Annotated in this window: 16 protein-coding genes; 11 read left to right on the forward strand and 5 right to left on the reverse strand. The window is 63.0% G+C overall.

Annotated elements, in window-relative coordinates; translation table 11 throughout:
• The first annotated feature begins 74 nt into the window (after window positions 1-74).
• From BLU32_RS12235 to BLU32_RS12255, 5 genes are all read left to right on the forward strand, one after another.
• Entirely contained in the window at window positions 75-1,187 is a 1,113-nt protein-coding gene (locus BLU32_RS12235; RefSeq protein WP_093807327.1) for a flagellar basal body P-ring protein FlgI, read from the forward strand.
• Window positions 1,187-1,507, forward strand: a complete 321-nt coding sequence (locus BLU32_RS12240; protein WP_208976875.1) for a rod-binding protein — start codon at window positions 1,187-1,189, stop codon at window positions 1,505-1,507. The genes BLU32_RS12235 and BLU32_RS12240 overlap by 1 nt, the downstream gene beginning before the upstream one ends.
• Window positions 1,504-2,001, forward strand: coding sequence for a hypothetical protein (locus tag BLU32_RS12245; RefSeq protein WP_208976876.1), 498 nt, complete (start codon window positions 1,504-1,506; stop codon window positions 1,999-2,001). The genes BLU32_RS12240 and BLU32_RS12245 overlap by 4 nt, the downstream gene beginning before the upstream one ends.
• 251 nt (window positions 2,002-2,252) lie before the next feature.
• Window positions 2,253-2,783: a flagellar protein FlaG gene (locus tag BLU32_RS12250; protein ID WP_157727651.1), complete on the forward strand. Its 531-nt coding sequence runs from the start codon at window positions 2,253-2,255 to the stop codon at window positions 2,781-2,783.
• A 149-nt stretch (window positions 2,784-2,932) separates the two neighbouring features.
• Complete coding sequence (locus tag BLU32_RS12255; RefSeq protein WP_093807331.1) at window positions 2,933-4,792, forward strand: lipopolysaccharide assembly protein LapB; 1,860 nt, start codon at window positions 2,933-2,935, stop codon at window positions 4,790-4,792.
• On the opposite strand, the gene BLU32_RS12260 is transcribed toward BLU32_RS12255, so the two are convergent.
• Window positions 4,783-7,026 carry an N-acetylneuraminate synthase family protein gene (locus tag BLU32_RS12260; protein ID WP_093807333.1) on the reverse strand — a complete coding sequence of 748 codons (2,244 nt, stop codon included), beginning with the start codon at window positions 7,024-7,026 and terminating at the stop codon, window positions 4,783-4,785. The genes BLU32_RS12255 and BLU32_RS12260 overlap by 10 nt on opposite strands.
• Complete coding sequence (locus BLU32_RS12265) at window positions 7,023-7,721, reverse strand: acylneuraminate cytidylyltransferase family protein (RefSeq protein ID WP_197673603.1); 699 nt, start codon at window positions 7,719-7,721, stop codon at window positions 7,023-7,025. The genes BLU32_RS12260 and BLU32_RS12265 overlap by 4 nt, the downstream gene beginning before the upstream one ends.
• Window positions 7,722-7,991: 270 nt before the next feature.
• Here BLU32_RS12265 and BLU32_RS12270 point away from each other — a divergent pair, with 270 nt between their 5' ends.
• The 5 genes from BLU32_RS12270 (at window position 7,992) to flaF (ending at window position 13,698) form a co-directional block, all read left to right on the forward strand.
• Window positions 7,992-9,377, forward strand: a complete 1,386-nt coding sequence (locus tag BLU32_RS12270) for a flagellin (RefSeq protein WP_093807335.1) — start codon at window positions 7,992-7,994, stop codon at window positions 9,375-9,377.
• 218 nt (window positions 9,378-9,595) lie between these two features.
• Window positions 9,596-10,984, forward strand: a complete 1,389-nt coding sequence (locus tag BLU32_RS12275) for a flagellin (RefSeq protein ID WP_093807337.1) — start codon at window positions 9,596-9,598, stop codon at window positions 10,982-10,984.
• A 250-nt stretch (window positions 10,985-11,234) separates the two neighbouring features.
• Window positions 11,235-12,623 (forward strand): flagellin, encoded by a 1,389-nt coding sequence (locus BLU32_RS12280; RefSeq protein ID WP_093807339.1) that lies wholly within the window; start codon window positions 11,235-11,237, stop codon window positions 12,621-12,623.
• A 330-nt stretch (window positions 12,624-12,953) separates the two neighbouring features.
• Window positions 12,954-13,448, forward strand: coding sequence for a flagellar biosynthesis repressor FlbT (gene flbT / locus BLU32_RS12285; RefSeq protein WP_157727652.1), 495 nt, complete (start codon window positions 12,954-12,956; stop codon window positions 13,446-13,448).
• Window positions 13,330-13,698 (forward strand): flagellar biosynthesis regulator FlaF, encoded by a 369-nt coding sequence (gene flaF / locus BLU32_RS12290; protein ID WP_093807341.1) that lies wholly within the window; start codon window positions 13,330-13,332, stop codon window positions 13,696-13,698. Before flbT ends, flaF begins: the two co-directional genes overlap by 119 nt.
• 500 nt (window positions 13,699-14,198) lie before the next feature.
• On the opposite strand, the gene BLU32_RS12295 is transcribed toward flaF, so the two are convergent.
• From BLU32_RS12295 to BLU32_RS12305, 3 genes are all read right to left on the reverse strand, one after another.
• Window positions 14,199-15,737 carry a hypothetical protein gene (locus tag BLU32_RS12295; RefSeq protein ID WP_093807343.1) on the reverse strand — a complete coding sequence of 513 codons (1,539 nt, stop codon included), beginning with the start codon at window positions 15,735-15,737 and terminating at the stop codon, window positions 14,199-14,201.
• A 9-nt stretch (window positions 15,738-15,746) separates the two neighbouring features.
• A complete protein-coding gene (gene flgK, locus BLU32_RS12300; RefSeq protein ID WP_093807345.1) occupies window positions 15,747-17,630 on the reverse strand; it encodes a flagellar hook-associated protein FlgK in 1,884 nt (627 codons plus the stop codon).
• A 78-nt stretch (window positions 17,631-17,708) separates the two neighbouring features.
• On the reverse strand, window positions 17,709-19,124 hold the full coding sequence (locus BLU32_RS12305) for a flagellar hook protein FlgE (protein ID WP_157727653.1): 1,416 nt from the start codon (window positions 19,122-19,124) through the stop codon (window positions 17,709-17,711).
• A 294-nt stretch (window positions 19,125-19,418) separates the two neighbouring features.
• On the opposite strand from BLU32_RS12305, the gene BLU32_RS12310 reads away from it, so the two are divergent.
• Window positions 19,419-20,264: a MoxR family ATPase gene (locus BLU32_RS12310; RefSeq protein WP_093807349.1), complete on the forward strand. Its 846-nt coding sequence runs from the start codon at window positions 19,419-19,421 to the stop codon at window positions 20,262-20,264.
• Window positions 20,265-20,289: the final 25 nt, after the last annotated feature.

A 20,289-nucleotide genomic window follows, 5' to 3' on the forward strand; every position in this document is an offset into this window, starting at 1 on the left:
TTGCCAAACCCCTTACGTTTGGCACGAGCCTCGCATATCGGATCCCGAACATCCAACCGATCGGAATCCGGTTCATGACGCTGACCACCATCCTTCGCGTTTTCACCTTGCTGGCCCTGGTGCTCGGATCAGGCGCTGCCACCGCATCGTCACGCATCAAGGACATCGCCGACTTCGAGGGCGTCCGCGACAACCAGCTGATCGGTTACGGCCTCGTTGTCGGGCTTCAGGGAACCGGCGACAGCCTGCGCAACGCCCCCTTCACGCGGCAGAGCCTGGAAGCGATGCTGGAGCGGCTCGGAGTCAACACCCGCGGCTTCAATCTCAACACCGACAATGTCGCGGCAGTCATGGTGACGGCAAACCTGCCGGCGTTCTCGACCCAGGGCACGCGCATCGACGTATCGGTCAGCGCCCTTGGCGATGCCGACAGCCTTCAGGGCGGAACGCTCCTTGTGACGCCGCTGCTGGGTGCCGACGGCGAGGTTTACGCGATTGCACAGGGTCCGCTGGCGATCGGCGGCTTTACCGCCCAGGGCGATGCCGCAACCGTGACACGCGGCGTTCCGACCGCAGCCCGCATCGCAAACGGCGCCCTGGTGGAGCGCGAGATCGACTTCAAGCTCGCCTCCATGACAAGCCTGCGCCTGGCGCTTCGCAATCCCGACCTGACCACCGCCCGGCGCATGGCGCTCGCCGTCAACGAACTGATCGGCCTGCCGACCGCAGAGCCTCTCGATCCGGCCACGGTGCGCATCGACCTTCCGCGCGAGTTCAACGGCAATATCGTCGACCTGCTCACCGATATCGAGCAGTTGATCGTGGAGCCCGATCTGCCGGCTCGGATCGTGATCGACGAGAACTCCGGCATCATCGTCATGGGGCAGAACGTCAAGATCTCCACCGTGGCAATTGCCCAGGGGAACCTGACGGTGACCATCGCCGAAAGCCCCGAGGTGGTCCAGCCCCTGCCCTTCGCCAACGGCCAGACGGCAATCGAGCCGCGCACCGACATTCTCGTCGACGACGAGAGCGACAATCGTCTCGCCGTGCTGCCGAAGACAGTCACGCTGCAGCAACTGGTCGATGGTCTGAACGCACTCGGCATCGGCCCGCGCGACATGATTTCCATCCTTCAGGCCGTGAAAGCGTCCGGCGCGCTTCAGGCCGAAATCGAGGTGATGTGATGAACACGCTGACCAGCGATCCCGCGCTCACCGCAGCCCAAGGCCGCCTCCAGGCCCTGAACTCCCCGTCCGCCGCAATGGCGAGCAGCCGGGACCAGGCGGAAGAGTTCGAGGCGATCTTCCTCAACACGATGTTCCAGTCGATGTTCGCCGGCTTGGAAGAGGACGGTGGCACCTGGGGCGGCGGTGCCGGTTCGGATGCGTGGAGCGGCATGCTGGTCGAACAATATTCCGACACCATCGCCCGCGCCGGCGGCATCGGCATCGCCGATTCCATCCAGCGCGAGCTTCTCGCCCTCCAGGAGACGCCCGGACAATGAGCCTCGACACCAAGACGATCGCCGCACTGGCGCCCGAGTTCTTCTCCGGCACCATCGCAGACCGCGAAGCTGCGGAAGCCACCTGCCGGCGGCTGTCCGCCACCATGGCGGATCTTCTGGCCGTGGTAGAGCGGGAAACGGAGCTTGTGCGTGCGGGCAAGCTGGAAGAGGCCGGCGAGCTTCAGCCGGACAAGGCGAACCTCGTCAGCATCTACATGCGCGGGATGACCTACGTGCGCGACCAGACCGTCGTGCTCGGCAATCTCGCCCCGACCTCGGTCGAAGACCTCAAACGGCGCCACGCGGAGTTCCAGCCCGTGCTGAGGATCAATCTGGCTGTGCTGGCAACCGCCCGGGAAGTCGCTGACGGACTGATGCGCAAGGTTGCGGAAGGGGCCGGATCCCGCCGCGCGCCCACCACCTACGGCCCGGGCGGCTCCGCGCCTCGCACCCCATCCCCGGCGGACGGCATTTCCGTCAATCGCGCGCTCTGACGCCTGTCCACGACTTCGACGAACCTGAATTCCCGCTTTGATGCCGGCCCGCCACACGGGCCGGCATTTTGCTTTCGGCCTTCCGCTCTCGTCGACAGTCGAGGAAGCGGATCATCCTGCCGGAGAGCCACGCGTTTACGATTTCAAAGGGGGAACGTCGGACCGTATCGGGAACGAATCAGGATCAGCACAGCCCACGATCAAATCCTAACGAACTCTTTAACACAGCATTCACAGTTTTCGCGTAATGTATGTTCGACATTCGAGCAAGTCATGGGCGAATTAACCTTGCTTTCGAAAGCGAATTGGCCAGCGAAATCATAGTTAACTACGAAATGCCTCATGACTTAATCAATATGGCGAGAGACCCGGTTTCCGGAGCTCCGCCTGGTCAGGAGAGTGAGGGCATGGAAACGGGAGCAATCAAGGCGCCCGCCTATCAAACGGCTTTGGCGCCCGTGCGGGGCAGGGAAACAGTCACACCGCCGTCGGCACCGACAGATGTGCCGCCGGAAAAGGCTGTCCAGCCAGCCGAGGAAAGCGCGGCGTCGCGGCCGGAGGCGGAGAACCCGTCGGCCCCACGCCCTGGCCCATCGCAGGACGTCAAACGGGAAGAATACCGCGATACGATCACGGATTCTCTCGTGTTTCGCGCAATCGACACCACGACCGGCGAGGTCATCCGGCAAATCCCGGACGAATCATTGCTGCGCCTGCGTCGGGCCTTTGCGGAAACGACCCACAAGGACATGACCGGCCTCGGCGTCAACCGCAGCCTTTGAACACCGGGCGGGCGTCGCTCGAGCGACAGCCGGATCGCCGAACGCCACCAGGCAGCGGAGCCGGGTCCGCTGGCGCCAGGACGCAGCGCACGGTGCGCCTTGCGAATCAGCTATAGTCGCGCTTCCCACGCTCAGTGAACGGATGGCGCATGCTGGCCCCCTCTCCCGCAATTCTGGAGCAAATGCGCAAGGCGCTTGTCCTGCAGCGCGACGGCAAGATCGGACGGGCCCGCGCAATCTACGAAAAGATCCTCAAGAAAGACCCGCACAACACCGAGGCGGCGCACCTGCTTGCGCTTTGCTTCCGCGAACAGGGCTTTCCAGCGCGTGCGCGCGCGATTGTGGAAGGGATCATCGCGCGACCGCAGGCCGATCCGCGCCATCACATCACTCTTGCCGACATCTGCGCGGAAACGGACGACAGCCCATCCGCGCTGGCGGCGGTGGAGGCCGGGCTTCAAGACCATCCCAACCACGCAGGACTGCTGGCGCAACGCGCACGGCTTGTGCTGGAAACACAGGGCCCGGCGCCTGCTCTTCCTGCCTTCGATCCGGCTGTGCGCGCAAATCCGGGCGACGCCGACCTTTTGTGCGACTACGCCAAGGCGCTCTATCTTGCCGGCGCAGTGGAGGAAGCCCTCAAGATCCTGACATTCCTCCGGGAGTCGGCACCCGATCACGCCACCTCGATCCTGCTTGCCATCGACATTTTGAACGCCCGCGACCGCGCACCCGAAGCGCTCGCGCTGCTGCGCGAGGCGCAAGAGCCCCTGGAGGCGGCCCCCGCCATCGCCAGAAGCCTGAGCCGGGCAAACACGCTCTGGTCCAACGCGAGCTACGACGAGGCCCTGGCGCACGCCCGGCATGCGCTCGAACTGGAACCGGACAACCCGCTTGCGCGTCTCATCCACGGCAAGTCGCTGTTTCGGCTCGGCCGATTCGATGAAGCCGCCGAAACGCTCTCACGGGGGCTTGCGCTCCATCCGAAAAACGCGGACCTGCGAAACATTCTCGGGTTTGTCGAGGTTCGCCGCGGCAATCTGGCGACCGGTTGGGCGCATCTGGAAGCGCGCTTTTCATCGGATCAGCCGGGGACCATCCACCGCAGCTTCGATCAACCCGCCTGGACCGGCGACAGCGACACGGGCCGCGGCCTGCTTCTCTGGTCCGACCAGGGCGTCGGCGACGTGTTCCGCGCCACGACCATGCTCAGGGAAACCGTCGCCCTTGCCGGACGGGTGATCCTGGAGTGCGGGTCCAAGAACCTCGAGATCATGTCGCGCAACTTTCCGGACGTGACATTTCGCGCAAATGCGCTCGACAAGCTTACCAGACGCCCGGTTCATGACGATTTCGATACCCAGCTGTCGCTCGGCTCTCTTCCCATGATCCTGCGCCCGACACTCGACAGCTTTCCGAAGCGCGCGCAGTGGATCACGCCGGAACCCGGCCGCGTCGCCCGGTTTTCCGATCGCGGGATCTTCCGCGACGGGCGTCCGGTCATCGGCCTCTCCTGGCGCGGACGCACGAAGGGCAACCGCAATGCGCATCTCTACATCTCGCTGGAGGCACTGCGCCCGATCCTGCAACGCGACGACTGTGTCTTCCTGTCGTTGCAGTATGGCGATCTGGGAGACGAACTGGCGCGCCTGAAGGCGGAAACAGGCATCGAGATCACGCATTTCGACGACATCGACATCTTCGACGATCTGGAAAATGCCGCGGCCCTGTCGTCGCTCGTCGATCTCTATATCGCGCCGGATTGCACTGGCGCGGACATCGCGGCAACGCTCGGGGTTCCCGTGTGGCGCTACGCCGGCACCACAAGCCCGATCCTCGCCGGCGACGGGTCGACCCCCTGGTACCCGTCGACACGCAGCTATGTGGTGCCGGCCGGCAGATCCGCCGATGCCCTCGTTCCCCGTCTGGCGAGCGACTTCGATGACTGGCGCAAGGGCCGGGATGGAAAAAACGCCGCCACGACCGCGCGCATGTCCGTTCAGAAATAGGCTTCCAGACGCTCCAGCGCGATCCAGAAGCCCTCGCCTCCGTTCTTGTGACCCTGCCACACCTCGGGCACGAAGGACGCCTTTGGGCAGGCTCCATCGAGAACCTGGGCGAGGTGGGCGAAATCGATCTCGCCCTCGCCGATCTGCAGCCCCTCCCCGTCGACCCCTTGCGCATCGACCAGATGGAGATGTGCCGCATGCGGTGCGACGTCGTCCAGGAACGCTGCAAAGGACGCGCGCGCGTGCACGCAAGCGAGTTTGGAATGGGAGACATCGAGACAGACCCGCATCGCATGATCCCGACAGAATGACGCGATCTCCGCGCCGTCCAGAAACAGATTGTGGTAGCGCTGGCCGCCGAAATGCCAGGGAAACGGCGGCATGGTCTGCGGGATCAATTCCACCCCGGCATCCTTGAACCGGTCCAGCCCCTCCGCCACCCGCTCATAGAGCACACCGCGGGCATCCGGTGACAGGAAACCGTCCTGTGTGAAGCCGCCAACATTGACGACGATGCGGGGCAAGCCCGACGTGCGGAACCGGTCGGCCAACCGCGCCGTGAGCTCGACGACCCGCGCCAGTTCCCCGAGCGAATGGGCACGGTAGTCGGCATTCCCGCTTGCCAGGTCGAGAACATGATCTCCTGCAAACAGCTCCGGCGCATGCACCACCAGATCGTATGGGTAGGCAGCGGATGTCAGGTGGTCTGCCGGATCCAGCTCCAGATCCATGTAGCTGAGATGGAACTCCAGCAGATCGGGATTGCTGACACGCGCGAGGGCGTCGGCATCGTGATAGCGCACAGGAAGACCGAAGGGCCGGCGAAACCTGTAGGCCCGGGGCTTTGCACCGTCGCGTCCGAGATCGCTTGCAAAGAACGGCTCGCCGGCGCCAAGCGCACGCGACAGGACCTGGCCGGCAAGGTCGGTCTTGCGGTAGGGGGCCAGACCGTTGCCGGGACTGCGCACGGCAATATCTGCCTCTGCCACAGTCGTTCCGGCCGGCAGGTCGCGCGCGGCAACAAGGCTCTTGCCCAGGACCTCCCGGTTCATCAGTTCGCCTTGCGTGACCTTGCGCGGCTTGGCCGACCCGAGCGCCGCCTCCACATCGCGAATTCCGGCCACCATCTCGGCAAACTCGCCGGGCAGCAGACTGACGCGATGATCGTTTCCTTCCTGGCTCCGGTCGAAGGTGAAGTGCTTCTCGATGATCGAGGCGCCCCGCGCCGCGGCGGCAATGGCGACCGCGATGCCGCGTTCGTGGCCGGAGTAACCGATCGGGCAACCACGTCCGATGTCGCCAAGTCGCTCCATATAAGCGAGATTCACATCCTTGGCGGGAGCCGGATAGGTCGAGTTGCAATGCAGCAGCGCGAAGGCTGCGCCGCACTCGCGCATCACCCGCACCGCATCCACGATCTCCGCTTCGTTCGACATGCCGGTGGAGGCGATCAGCGGCTTGCGGGTGCGCGCAATCGCCGAGAGCAGGTCGTGGTTGGTCAGATCGGCGGAAGCGACCTTGTAGCCGGCGAGGCCGACGCCTTCCAATGCGGCAAGGCTTTCCTCGTCCCAGGGCGTGCACAAGGGGATGATACCGGCCTGGCGCGCATGCTCGAAAGCGGCGAAGAGCGCATCGGGCGTCAATTGGAAGCGCTTCAGAAGGTCGAGCGTGTACTGCGCGCCCAGATCGCGGCGTTCCTCCGCCACCGTTCCGTAAAGACTGTCGATGTCGCGCATCTGGAACTTCACGCAATCAGCGCCGGCCGCATGCGCGGCATCGATCAGCCGGAGCGCTGTATCCAGGCTGCCATTGTGGTTGTTGCCGATCTCCGCGACGACAAAGACCGGCTGTCCCTTGCCGACCGCCCGGCCATCGATGGAAAATCCGTGGGAGTGACGGTTGGCGAGCCCGACAAGCCGCCGCTGGCGATCGACCAGCGGAACATAGTCGACACGCTCGGAAAACAGCGCGGCAATTTCGCCCGGCGGCAAGTTCGCGGAGGCCGAGACAAAGTCCCGGTTCATGGCGTGCGAAACGGGCAGGTCGAGCCTCAACTCACGCGACCCCAGCAGCCAGCGCCGGAAATCGCCATCGGTGAGGATCCCTTCGAGCACACCGTTTTGCGCCACGGCGAAAACGAGACCCGAGCGATTGTCGCCGATCTTGTTGAGCGCATGACCAAGGGTGTCGTCGGTGAAGACGACGAAGGGCGTTACATTGCGCTCGATGATCATGGCAGCGCGCGTCTCATCAGTGTCTCGACCACGACGGCATCGTCGATGTCGTCAATTTCCCATGATTCGCAAGCCTGTGTCTCAAGCATCGCGATCCGCCCGCCAAGCCGGTTGTGCTCGCTTAACAGGATGTGCGTGCGGGTAAGATAGATCGAGCCCGTTTCCCGGTAGCGACGGTCGGCGGGAGCGATGTCCTGGCGACGCGGCCGGTTGCGATAGTCGTAATGCGCCTTCGGGGCGGCGGGATCGCTCCAGAAGAACGCGTGGCTTTCCACCACCGACAAAAGCGAATCCGCGCCTTCGCGCCGCAAGGTGTCGATCGCCGTGTCGATGGTGCCGGCAAGCCGCAGTGGCGAGGTCGGCTGGAGCAGCAGGACCGCGTCGGGAAGCCCGTCCGGGCACCACGCCTCCAGCACATGCAACAGCACCGGCTCCGTCGCCGTTTCGTCGCGGGCAAGCTCCCCGGGTCGCAAACCCGGCACCTCGGCACCCGCCTTCCGTGCGACTTCCGCGATTTCCGGACCATCGGTGCTGACCACCACCCGCCCGACGGATTCGGCCGAGAGCGCCTGCTCAATCGACCAGGCGATCAACGGCTTGCCGTTGATCTCGCGAATGTTCTTTCCCGCAAGCCCCTTGGAGCCGGCGCGCGCCGGAATGATCGCCAGCACCTTCATCTCCGCCGTGTCCGCCATGTCCTCTCCCCACACAGAGCCCCGCCTCAAGGCCTTCTGGCGACTATAGGACAGACACGCCGCCCAAGGTCCAGCCACCGGCGGTGCGAATGGTCACGCCCTGTTTCCGCGACGTGATCGCGCCGCCGGGCCGGCAATTCGCGACTGTAACGCACCATTAACCCTAACTCCCGTTAACCCTTTGTTTTTACGAGCTGTTTGGGAATTCGGACCTAACGTGACCCTGCAACGAGAACCCGTTGTGAAGATCCGCACCAGAAAGGTACGACAATGAGTGTTACTCTCTCCGCTGGCGTTCGCCAGAACCTGCTCAACCTTCAGCAGACCGCTGACATGATGTCGCAGACCCAGAACCGTCTTGCCACCGGCAAGAAGGTCACCTCGGCCCTCGACAACCCGACGAACTTCTTTACCTCCAAGAGCCTCAACTCGCGCGCCGGCGAACTGTCCAACCTGCTCGACGGCATCTCCAACGCGACGAAGACGATCGAGGCCGCCGACAACGGCATCAAGGCGATCACCAAGCTGGTGGAAAGTGCCCAGTCGACGGCTCGCCAGGCGCTCCAGGATGGTGGCGCCGGGTCCGGCACCGTGGTCGAAAGCTCCTCGTCGATCTCCACCAACGGCCTGACGCCGGTCGGTGGCGAATCGATCCAGGACCAGGCCAAGCGCCAGACGCTGTCGAACCTCGGCTTTGCCGCCGGCGACACCATTGACGTACAGGCCACCGACACCGGAACGGGCTCGGTTTCCAACATCTCCATCACCGTCGGCACGACGCAGAAAGCCGATGGCACCGGCCCGGTTGCGACCGTTCAGGATGCCGTCGACGTGATCAACGCCTCGGGCGTCGCAACGGCCGAAGTGACGGATGCCGGCAAGCTCAAGATCGCCGGTGGCGATGCCGACACCGTGAACCTGACGATCACCGACACGGGTGGTGACGCCGACGCTGCAACCACGCAGGCGACCTCGCTGGCCGCTTCGCTTGGTTTCGGCGCCAACTCCAACGTCGATCTGTCCGATCCGGCCGACGCCGACTATGTGGATGCCGGCGAAACCGCCGTCACCTTCACCGACGGTGCGACCGCAGGTGACGCCGACACCCTGTCGATCACCACCCAGGCAAATCCGGCCGCGAACTCCTCTTCCCGTCAGAAGCTGGTGTCGCAGTTCAACGAAATCCTGGGCCAGATCGACAAGCTCGCAGAGGACTCCAGCTACAACGGCACCAATCTGGTGAACTCTTCGTCCTCGACGCTGACCGTGGCTTTCAACGAAAAGCGCGATGCTGCCTCGAAGTCGGAGCTGACCGTCTCGGGCAAGGACCTCACCTCGTCGGGCCTGAGCCTGAACGCCGTGTCCAGCCTGAGCGACGACGAAGCCAACTCGACGCTCGACAGCCTGTCCAACGCGCTGTCGACCTTGCAGGAAACGGCCTCGACCTTCGGTTCGAACCTGAACACGGTGAGCATCCGCGAGGACTTCACCAAGGACCTGATCAACACCCTGCAGACGGGTGCTGACAATCTGGTTCTGGCCGACACCAACGAGGAAGGCGCCAACCTTCTCGCCCTGCAGACCCGTCAGTCGCTGTCCACGACAGCCCTGTCGCTGTCCTCGCAGGCCGACCAGGCAGTGCTGCGTCTGCTCTAAGTCAAAGCGGCTTAAACCAAAATCCGGGCGGCGGGTTTCGACTCGCCGCCCGTTTTCGTATCCGTTGCGATATGGTTAACAAACCCTTTGGTTTAAAAGGCGAATTCAGAACGGGCGAAACATCTGATTAACCTTAAGTTAGCCTTTACGGACCTATTCTGGCTGTGCGCCTCAGGACGAGGGCACCAACGCTTTGGGCAGCCAGAAAGGATTTCCGAATGTCCGATATCACTCTTTCCGCCGGTGTGCGTCAGAACCTGCTTACTCTGCAGAGCACCGCGGACATGATGGCCTCCACGCAGAACCGTCTTGCCACCGGCAAGAAGGTCAACTCGGCCCTCGACAACCCGACCAACTTCTTTACCTCCCAGTCGCTCGGCGCCCGCGCCAACGACCTGGGCAACCTGCTCGACGGCATCGGCAACGCGATCAAGACGATCGAGGCCGCCGACAACGGCATCACCGCCATCACCAAGCTGGTGGAAAGTGCCCAGTCGACGGCTCGCCAGGCGCTGCAGGACGGCGGCGCCGGTTCCGGCACCATCGTGGAAAGCTCCTCGTCGATCTCCACCAACGGCCTGACGCCGGTATCGGGCGAATCGATCCAGGATCAGGCCAAGCGCCAGACGCTTTCCAACCTCGGCTTTGCCGCCGGCGACACGATCACCCTGCAGGCCACCGACACCGGAACGGGTTCGGTCTCCGCCATCCAGATCGACGTCGGCACGACGCAGAAAGCCGACGGCACCGGCCCGGTTGCGACCGTTCAGGACGTGCTTGATGTCGTCAACGCCTCCGGCGTTGCCACGGCCGAGGTCACGGATGCCGGCAAGCTGAAGTTCACCGGATCAGACTCCGAGACAATCAACCTGTCGATCGTCGACACGGGTGGTGACGCCGACGCTGCAACCACGCAGGCGACCTCGCTGGCCTCCTCGCTCGGTTTCGGCACCAACGCCAACATCGATCTGTCCGATCCCGCCGATGCCGACTATGTGGACGCCGGCGAAACCGCCGTCACCTTCACAGACGGTGCGACCGCAGGTGACGCCGACACCCTGTCGATCACCACCCAGGCAAATCCGGCCGCGAACTCCTCCACCCGCCAGAAGCTGGTGTCGCAGTTCAACGACATCCTGGGCCAGATCGACAAACTCGCCGCCGATGCCTCCTTCAACGGCATCAACCTGATCAATTCCTCGTCTTCCAAGCTCACCGTCGCTTTCAACGAGAAGCGCGATGCTGCCACGAAGTCGGAGCTGAAGATCCAGGGCGAGGACCTGACGTCGTCGGGCCTCAACATCAGCGCGGCGACGAGCCTCAACGACACCGAAGCCAATGGCGCGCTCGACGAGCTCTCGAACGCTCTGCTGACCCTTCGGGAGGCCGGATCGAAGTTCGGTTCGAATCTCTCCACGGTGCAGATTCGCAAGGACTACACCAAGGCGGCGATCAACACGCTGCAGACGGGTGCTGACAATCTGGTTCTGGCCGACACCAACGAGGAAGGCGCAAACCTTCTCGCCCTGCAGACCCGCCAGCAGCTGTCGACGACGGCCCTGTCGCTGTCCTCGCAGGCCGACCAGGCGGTGCTGCGCCTGTTCTAAGACACTGAAAAAGTGCAATAATCTTAAAATACCGACCAAATGGGGCGGTGGGGAAAACCCGCCGCCCCTTTTCCGTTACGGCCCGATTAACCTCTTGGAGACGCCCTGTTTATCTTGATTAATTTTCTGCCTCATTTCGCGTTTTGGCACTTCGCCGTTAACGCGTTGTTAGGGATAATTAAGGCACCTTCGTTGAAAGCCTCAGGACGAGGCGGTCCCCGCAACCGGGACTAGGCGAAAGGATTTCACCATGTCTGACATTACCCTCTCCGCCGGTGTTCGCCAGAACCTGCTTACTCTGCAGAGCACCGCGGACATGATGGCCTCCACGCAGAACCGTCTTGCCACCGGCAAGAAGGTCAACTCGGCCCTCGACAACCCGACCAACTTCTTTACCTCCCAGTCGCTCGGCGCCCGCGCCAACGACCTTGCAAACCTGCTGGACGGCATCGGCAACGCGATCAAGACGATCGAGGCCGCCGACAACGGCATCACCGCCATCACCAAGCTGGTGGAAAGTGCCCAGTCGACGGCCCGCCAGGCGCTGCAGGACGGCGGCGCCGGTTCCGGCACTATCATCGAAAGCTCCTCGTCGATCTCCACCAACGGCCTGACGCCGGTATCGGGTGAATCGATCCAGGACCAGGCCAAGCGCCAGACGCTTGCCAACCTCGGCTTTGCCGCTGGCGACACGATCTCTGTGCAGGCCACCGACACCGGAACGGGTTCGGTCTCCGCCATCGATGTTCAGATCGGCACGACGCAGAAGACCGACGGCACCGGCCCGGTTGCGACCGTTCAGGACGTGCTTGATGTCGTCAACGCCTCCGGCGTTGCCACGGCCGAGGTCACGGATGCCGGCAAGCTGAAGTTCACCGGATCGGATGCAGAGACAATCAACCTGTCGATCGTCGACACGGGTGGTGATGCCTCCGCAGCAACCACGCAGGCGACCTCGCTGGCCGCTTCGCTCGGTTTCGGCACCAACGCCAACATCGATCTGTCCGATCCCGCCGATGCCGACTATGTGGACGCCGGCGAAACCGCCGTCACCTTCACAGACGGTGCGACTGCAGGCGACGCCGACACCCTGTCGATCACCACCCAGGCAAATCCGGCCGCGAACTCATCCACCCGCCAGAAGCTGGTGTCGCAGTTCAACGACATCCTGGGCCAGATCGACAAGCTCGCCGCCGATGCCTCCTTCAACGGCATCAACCTGATCAATTCCTCGTCTTCCAAGCTCACCGTCGCTTTCAACGAGAAGCGCGATGCTGCCACGAAGTCGGAGCTGAAGATCCAGGGCGAGGATCTGACGTCGTCGGGCCTTAACATCACCAAGGCGACGAGCCTCAGCGACACCGAAGCCAACACCGCGCTCGACGAGCTCTCGACCGCACTGATCACGCTGCGCGAGGCCGGGTCCAAGTTCGGTTCCAATCTCTCCATGGTGCAGATCCGCAAGGACTTCACCAAGTCGACGATCAACACGCTTCAGACCGGTGCGGACAATCTGGTTCTGGCCGACACCAACGAGGAAGGCGCAAACCTTCTCGCCCTGCAGACCCGCCAGCAGCTGTCGACGACGGCCCTGTCGCTGTCCTCGCAGGCCGACCAGGCGGTCCTCAGCCTCTTCTAGGACGTCAACGGCGCGTCTGCGGACAACGGCGTTCGCGCGCCACACGCACATACGAGGCGGCGGGTCATCCCGCCGCCTCTTGCTTTGACGCCCCGAAAGCGCCGGGCAACGCGCTGCTCACGCGCATTCCGGTGGCGGGCGCTCCTTCAGCGCCGGAACGCCCGGCGGCCGCGCCTGGCGCGTGAAATGACTTCAGGATTTGTTTACTCTAATACATTGAAACACAAACAAATACGGCAATTACTACCCGGCAATTTTTTCCGATCCAAAGCTCTTCTTTTGGAGCACTTATTTGTTGCTTGAATCAACCCGTTGTGCGATTCTGTGATCATGGCACTCAAGATCGAATTACGCCCCCGCGAAAGATTTATCGTCGGCTCCACGGTCATCACCAATGGAGATCACCGAACGCATATCTTTATCGAGGGCAATGAACCGATCCTGCGTGAAAAGGACATCTATACCGCACAGACAGCGAACACGCCGGCGAAGCGGATCTACCTGGCCGTCCAGCTCATGTACCTCAACCAGGACATCGAACGGCACAAGAAGATCTATTTCGAACTCATCCAGGATCTGGTTCAAGCCGCGCCGAGCACGATGGAACTGATCGACGCGGTGAACAATGAGATCTTAACCGGCTCGCTCTACGCTGCCCTCAGACGGGTTCGAAAATTGGTCGATTACGAACGGGAACTGATCGAACATGTACAATCAGGCCACAGCAGCTTATCAGCAGACGGCGCAAACGGCCGTGAGTCCGAGGGAACTGGAAGCGACCCTCTTGATGAAGGCGGCCGCGCGCCTGCAAGCGGTCAAGGATGACTGGGACACCGGCGGTCCCGTCACGCTCGACGAAGCCCTGACCTACAATCGCCGTCTTTGGACGATCCTGGCGACCTCCGTGACGAGCAACGATAACCCGCTTCCCCCCGAGGTGAAGCAGAATCTCGGCTCTCTGGGCGCCTTCATCCTGAAGCACACATTCGATATCATGGCCGAGCCAAACCCGGAGCGCCTGACGACGCTGATCCAGATCAATCGCAATATCGCCATGGGCCTGCGCGGCAACTGACCGCACCGCAACCGGACAGCGCCCGTTCCGCATCCGCTCGCCCGGAATGCTCTTCAAACGCCGGCCCCGTGGCCGGCGTTTCCGCGTTTGGCGACGGAGCCCCGGCAAGAGAGGATCGACCGACGACGGCCGGGGCAAAAAGGCAGGCTCAGGACACAAAAAAGGGAACCGGCAGGCTCAACGCCGGTTCCCTTATTGCTTGCGCCTTCTGCGCGATCAGGAACGCCTTCTGCGTCCGTATCCGGTCTCTACCCGCGCCTTCTGCACGTTCTCAGGCGCCTTCTGCGCCGGTCCCCGGTTCGTATCCTTGCGCCTTCTGCGCCCTCAAAGGCACCTTCTGTGCCCGGTCACCGGTCTGCGTATGCGCCTTCTGCGCGCTCCGGAGCGCCTTCTGCCCTCCGTTCCGGTGCATGTCTTCGCGCCTTCTGCGCGCTCAAGGACGCCTTCTGCGTCCGGCCTCCACGGAGCCGCCTTCCGGCGGCGAGAAACGGTGACGTCCCTCAGAGATAATTCGACAGCGAGAGGTTCAATGTGATGCTCGTTGCCTGATAGCTGACCTCAAGCGCCGTGCGCAAAGACAGGAGCTTGGTCGCCACCTCTTCCTTGTTGATCCCTTCGATCTCGTCGATGACCGACTTGACCGACCCTTCCGCCACTCTGTGGCGCGTTTCCGCGTCCCGCACGGTACGGTGCACGGCGGAGAATTCCATGTGGTTGCGGCGGATGCCGGAGGCCTCCGATCCAGGCGGCGTCAACCCGTCGTAGGAGCGTTGGGCCATCGCTTCGTAGAATTTCTGGTTGTCCGGCTGTGCGGAGGAGAAGTCGGCGACCGCAAAACCGGCAAGCGCCTGCACCACCTCACGATACCCCGCCTCATTCGCCCGGGCGCCGTAGTTGACCGTCAGGTTCTCGTCGACCGTCGCCCGGCTGTCCTTGCGCGGATCGCCGGAGGAATTGTCACCCGTGTACCAGGAAACGGTGTCGGCCGTGCCGTCCCGCAGGCTCGTGGCCGTCGTGAAATCGACCGGAGGACCGGCGCTCGGCACCACGCGCGCAAGCGGCTGATAGCCGGGCGGAACAGGCGACTTCGGTGCCGTGTCGAAAAAGGCTTCGGTGGCCCGCACAGTCGACGCGGCCTTCAACTCGGTGTTCGCCTCGCGCTGCAGGGCGCTGTCGAGCGCGTCCTGGAAGAACTGGGCCGTATCGGCGGGAGTCGCGCCGCGCTGAAAGGTGAACTCGGGATCGTTCGCACCGCCGAAGACACCGAGCTCGACTTCGCTTGTGGAGCCATCGGGAAGCGAGAAGAAAACGCGGATACTCTCGCCCGGCTGCGGCTGTCCAGTGAAGTCGATGTCGAGCGTCGCCGGCGGACCTGCGGTCTGCGTGACAGACACATTGCTTGCCCCCGACGCGACGCTGTCGATCTTGAACCCGAACGGATGAACCCCGTCTTCCGCGATGCTCACCTGGGTCCCGACTCGCCCCGTCGTCAGCCGGCCGTTGTTGAGCGCACCGATATCGGCCTGATTGTATTCGTCGACCACGGTCTTGAGGCCGGCATAGTTGCCGTCGCCATTCATCACGTAGTCGAGGCTCTGGACCGGGAGCGTGTCGGCCGTCTTGCCGGAATAGATGTATCGCCCGCCCACATCGGTGTTCAACTGCGACATGAACTCGCGCAGCGAGATTTCCGTCGACGTCTGCGTTGAGGTCCGTCCGTTGCTGAACAATTCGAAATTGTTGCGATCCGTGGCGGCTTTCGCCTCGATGCGGATATCCTCGAGCCGCTCGCTGGTCTGGTCCAGGGTGGCCAGCCGCAGATCGGCGATCTGGATCGTTTGCTTGAAGACGCCGATTTCGGAAAGCTGCTGCTTCATCGAGAGATCGAGCACACGCTCCGAACCGAGACCGCCATAGGTCTCCGACTTCTGGTTGGTACCGAGCTGGCGCTGAAGGTCGTTCATCTGATTGCGCAGATTGGTCAGGTAGGTGACCTGGCTGGGAGCCGAAAATCCGCCGCCGTAGGGATTGATCGCCATTTCTTGTCACTAGCTCCGCATCAAGATGTCGTAGAGTTCGCGCACCACCTGCATCACCCTTGCATTCGCCGCATAGGCATTTTGAAGCTGCACCAGTTGGGCAAGTTCCTGATCGACACTGACCTTTGAGGAATCGTCGAGCCGGGACTTGAGGTTGGCCGTTACGACCTCCTGCCCCGTAACCGTCGCCTTGGCTTGCGCCGAGCGTCCGCTCTGGTGGGAAACCGCTGCCGTCACAAAGTCATTGATGGATCCCTCGAACACCGAGCTGGATCCGCCGATGCGCGTCGAGGGCGTGAAGGTCGACTTGGTCAGCGTCAGCTTATCGAGTATCGCCTGCGGGCGCGTCGCATCGCCCGTGGCGACACCCGGCGCGTATTCCACCAGCAGGGACGGATCATTGACGAAGGTCGATCCGACACGAATGCGCGAGGCAAACCCGGTAATGTTCGGCCGCCCGTCCGCCATCCCGGTGAAGGTCTTGTCGCCGTCGTCGACGAAAAGCGCAAAGGCGTCGCCCTGCGCGGAGGGACCCGCAACGGTCTCGTTTGCCTGTGCGGTCTCGATCCGCAGGCTGGCAGGCGCGGTGCTTTCAAGCCGCAGCGTCGAACCGCCGGGGTTCGCCGCCGAAAACACGCCGGCGCCAACGCGCGCATCGCCATCGAGCGCACTCTGGATCCCGGCCGCGATCGTCGTGTAGTTGCCGCTGGAAAAATCCACCGACAAAAAGATGTTGTCGGGATCGGTCGTCGCCGTCAGCGCCGGCGGTTCCGCCCCGTCGGAACGATAGATCGTGACCGACTTGCTCAGCCCGGTGCCGAGATCCTTGTAGTCGAAGGACACGCTGTCGCCCGGCTGAAGATTGGCGAGATCCAGCTCGTAGCCGGTCTGGGTGCCCGACGCCGGATATGCCGTTCCCGGTTCCACATGAGTGGAAAACGCGCGCGACAACGATGCCGCCAGTTCATCGAGCTGCGTCTGCGCATCGGTCAGGGCCCCGTCGCGCATGTTGACCAGGCTTGCCAGAGACCCGCTGCGCAGGGTGCGCGTCGACAGCAGGTCGATCTGGCTGCCCTCGGAGTTTTCCAGGGTCAGCGTGCCCACACGCCGCTTGGCCGGATCGATGTTGTAGAGCGCATCGGCGTTGATGTTGCCGCGCCCGTCGAACTTGAGCTTCATCACATCGACGTCATAGAGCATCGTGCCGCCGGAGGTGTGGACGCGCACGCCCCCCTGCTCCGTCGGCTTGACGTCGATGTCGATGTAGCCGGACAGTTCTTCCAGCAGCATGTCGCGCTGGTCCATCAGCCCGACCGGCTTGTCGCCGTCCTGGCTCGCCCCGATCACCTGCCGGTCGATTGCCTTGATGTCCGCCAGAAGGTCGTTGACCCGGTCGACCTGTTCGCCGATCTGGTACTCGACCTCCTGCCGCATGCCCTGGATGTCTTCCGACATGGCGTTGATCTTGCCGACCAGCGCCTCGGCATTGCGCATCACCTCGAGCCGGTTTGTGTAGTCCTCGGGGCCGGAGACGAGGTTCGACATCGACGAAACGAAGGAATTGACCGTGTTGGGCAGCGACCCCGCGTCCTGGATCGTTCCAAACAGCGTATCGAGGCGCGCGGTGTACTGCTGGGCAACGCTTGCGTAGTTCTGCTCGGCCAGAGAGGTCCGGTACTGCCCCTGAACCGCCGTGTCGAGATAGCGGCGCATGCTGTCCGCCTCGACACCGGTGACGATGCCGTTGCCATCATAGGTAACGGACGCGGAGACGGACTTTCGCGTGTAGCCGACCGTGTCGGCATTGGCGATATTCGTCGCCGTCACATCGAGCTGGCGCTGGTTGAAACCCAGTCCGATCAATGCGGTATTGAGAGCGCTGCTCAGTCCCATTGTCTCACCCGGCCCTCGCGCCTGCGATCACGTCTTGCCCGGCCGAAGCGGTCCGGCCGGGCGATCTCACCGATCCGCCTACCGGATCATGTTGATGGCTTCCTGCAGCATCTGGTCGCCCGAGGAGACAATCCGTGTATTGGCGGAATAGGCCTGCTGGGTGACGATCAGCTTGGAGAATTCGTCCGCGATATCGGTGTTCGACGATTCCAGCCGCTTGCCGACGATCCGCCCCTGTGCGCCGGCGATCGGCTCACCCGATTCCGGCGTGACCTCGAAGGCACCGCCGTCAACGCGCTCAAGCCACGCCTCGCCGGAGAAGGACACCAGCGAGATTTCGTGCAGCTCGCGGGTCCGGCCGTTGGAGTAGGAGGCGACGAGACGGCCGGCTTCCGAAATCGAGATGCCGGCAAGGTCTCCGGACGGATACCCGTTCTGCGTCAGCTTGGAGATCTTGGCGCTGCCGTTGGAATCGGAAAACTGCGTCAGCGCGCCGGTGCCGAAATCGAGCGCCATGTCGCCAACGACTTCGCCATCGACGGAAAGGCCGGTGATCGACATCGAGTCATTGGCGGGAACCAGCATCTGTCCGCCGTTACCGGCACTGGAATCGAACTGCGCGTCCGACACCTTGCTCCACTTCGGGTTGGCGCCCGTGGCTGCGGAATCCGACAGGTAGTAGAGCGACCAGGTGTCCGGCTGCGAACCGTCGTCCTCGAAGGTCTTGGCCCAGCGCATCTGCACGTTCACGGGCGTGCCGCTCGAGTTGTATACGGTGATCGCCTCGCCGGCGATGGAGGTGTTGAGGAAGGCCACCTCGTCGTCGGCATTGATGGCGTCGACGCCAACGGTCTGGCCGACGGCGGCGGCGTCGGGCACGGCGCCGGTCGAGGCCTTGGTCAGGGTCCCATCGAGCAACTCGCTGCCGCCGGCAAGCTGCGTGCTCGTCTGCGGGGTCGTCGGCAGGTTGCCTTCGTAGTTGATCCGGTCCGTGACCACGGCCGGGATCACGGAATTGTCGATGGTGATGATGGAAGGGACCGAACCGGACACGTTCTTGGTGACCGGATCGATCGGCTGGCCCATCAGGTAGTAGCCGGCGCCATTGACCAGGCGTCCTTCCTTGTCGACCTCAAAATCACCGCGACGGGTGTAGAGATCGTTGCCGGAGAAAATCGTCCGGCCGTCGACCTCGCCGGCCTTGCCCTGAACGACGAAATAGCCGCTTCCGTTGATCCCCATGTAGGTGTCGACCTGGCTCTGCTGCAGATCACCCTGCAGCCCGTTGGTCGCACGGGAGTTGGCGGACACCGTGCCGGCGATCTGGCCGGGCTGCGCGCCCTTGCCGCCGCCGACAAGGTCGGAAAACGACGTATCGAGCCGCTTGTAGCCAACCGTCGCCGCGTTGGCGATGTTGCCAGAGATATTCTCCAGCGCATAAGCCTGCGCGGAAAGGCCGGAGACGGCCGCGTTCAAAGCACCAAAAACACCCATGTGATCCTCCAGGACGGAAAGGACGGACTTTCCGGCGCCGCTGGGCACGCCGGTCTCGATCCTGGGGTTGGCAAACAATGTGCCAGTTCACATAATTCCGTTAACCATATGAAATAACGTCTCTTTCATTTTATCGACCAGGGGACCTGCGGCGGCAGGGAGTGTCCGACCGGCAGCTTTGTCCGCACGCTCCCGGCAACAAATGCCGCCCTCGACGCTGTCTCGAGCCATCTTGCGCGGGCAATTGCGGCCCCATAGTGTGCGCTGCAAGATCATTCAGGAGTGAGGAAGTCCATGCGTTTCGAGGGCACGTCCGGTTATGTCGCAACGGAGGACCTGCGGATCGCGGTCAACGCGGCCGTGACACTGGAACGACCGTTGCTCGTCAAGGGCGAGCCCGGGACCGGCAAGACCATACTGGCGCAGGAGATCGCCGGCGCGCTCGACGCGCCGCTGATCGAGTGGCACATCAAGTCGACCACGAAGGCGCAACAGGGTCTTTACGAATACGACGCGGTATCGCGGCTGCGCGACAGCCAGCTCGGCGACGACCGGGTGCACGACATCGCCAATTACATCCGCAAGGGCAAGCTCTGGGAGGCCTTTTCCGCCGGCCAGCGTCCGGTGTTGCTGATCGACGAGATCGACAAGGCCGACATCGAGTTCCCCAACGACCTGCTGCAGGAACTCGACCGCATGGAATTTCATGTCTACGAGACCGGCGAGATGATCCGCGCCCGTCAGCGGCCGGTGGTGATCATCACATCGAACAACGAGAAGGAATTGCCGGACGCCTTCCTGCGACGCTGCTTCTTTCATTACATCACCTTCCCCGATGCCGATACGATGTCCGACATCGTCGAGGTGCATTTTCCCGGTCTAAAAGCGGAATTGCTGCGCGAAGCACTGAAAATATTCTACGATGTGCGCGACACGCCCGGTCTGAAGAAGAAACCCTCCACATCGGAGTTGCTGGATTGGATCAAGCTGCTGCTCAACGAGGACATGGAGCCTGCCGACCTGCGCGAGCGCGACAGCAAGAAACTGATTCCGCCGCTGCATGGGGCCTTGATCAAGAACGAACAGGACGTGCATCTGTTCGAGCGCCTCGCCTTCCTCAACCGGCGCGACGGGCGCTGAGCCCGCACCGCACTGCCGCCCTGGC

It is taken from the genome of Stappia sp. ES.058 (assembly GCF_900105595.1).
GTDB lineage: Bacteria > Pseudomonadota > Alphaproteobacteria > Rhizobiales > Stappiaceae > Stappia.

Bases quoted from the DNA above. Each gene is read 5' to 3' on its own strand.
- BLU32_RS12260 (WP_093807333.1), bottom strand. From the start codon at position 7,026: ATGATCATCGAGCGCAATGTAACGCCCTTCGTCGTCTTCACCGACGAC.
- BLU32_RS12250 (WP_157727651.1), top strand. From the start codon at position 2,253: ATGTTCGACATTCGAGCAAGTCATGGGCGAATTAACCTTGCTTTCGAA.
- BLU32_RS12310 (WP_093807349.1), top strand. From the start codon at position 19,419: ATGCGTTTCGAGGGCACGTCCGGTTATGTCGCAACGGAGGACCTGCGG.
- BLU32_RS12245 (WP_208976876.1), top strand. From the start codon at position 1,504: ATGAGCCTCGACACCAAGACGATCGCCGCACTGGCGCCCGAGTTCTTC.
- BLU32_RS12235 (WP_093807327.1), top strand. From the start codon at position 75: ATGACGCTGACCACCATCCTTCGCGTTTTCACCTTGCTGGCCCTGGTG.
- BLU32_RS12275 (WP_093807337.1), top strand. From the start codon at position 9,596: ATGTCCGATATCACTCTTTCCGCCGGTGTGCGTCAGAACCTGCTTACT.
- flbT (WP_157727652.1), top strand. From the start codon at position 12,954: ATGGCACTCAAGATCGAATTACGCCCCCGCGAAAGATTTATCGTCGGC.
- flaF (WP_093807341.1), top strand. From the start codon at position 13,330: ATGTACAATCAGGCCACAGCAGCTTATCAGCAGACGGCGCAAACGGCC.
- BLU32_RS12255 (WP_093807331.1), top strand. From the start codon at position 2,933: ATGCTGGCCCCCTCTCCCGCAATTCTGGAGCAAATGCGCAAGGCGCTT.
- BLU32_RS12280 (WP_093807339.1), top strand. From the start codon at position 11,235: ATGTCTGACATTACCCTCTCCGCCGGTGTTCGCCAGAACCTGCTTACT.
- BLU32_RS12240 (WP_208976875.1), top strand. From the start codon at position 1,187: ATGAACACGCTGACCAGCGATCCCGCGCTCACCGCAGCCCAAGGCCGC.
- BLU32_RS12305 (WP_157727653.1), bottom strand. From the start codon at position 19,124: ATGGGTGTTTTTGGTGCTTTGAACGCGGCCGTCTCCGGCCTTTCCGCG.
- flgK (WP_093807345.1), bottom strand. From the start codon at position 17,630: ATGGGACTGAGCAGCGCTCTCAATACCGCATTGATCGGACTGGGTTTC.
- BLU32_RS12295 (WP_093807343.1), bottom strand. From the start codon at position 15,737: ATGGCGATCAATCCCTACGGCGGCGGATTTTCGGCTCCCAGCCAGGTC.
- BLU32_RS12270 (WP_093807335.1), top strand. From the start codon at position 7,992: ATGAGTGTTACTCTCTCCGCTGGCGTTCGCCAGAACCTGCTCAACCTT.
- BLU32_RS12265 (WP_197673603.1), bottom strand. From the start codon at position 7,721: ATGGCGGACACGGCGGAGATGAAGGTGCTGGCGATCATTCCGGCGCGC.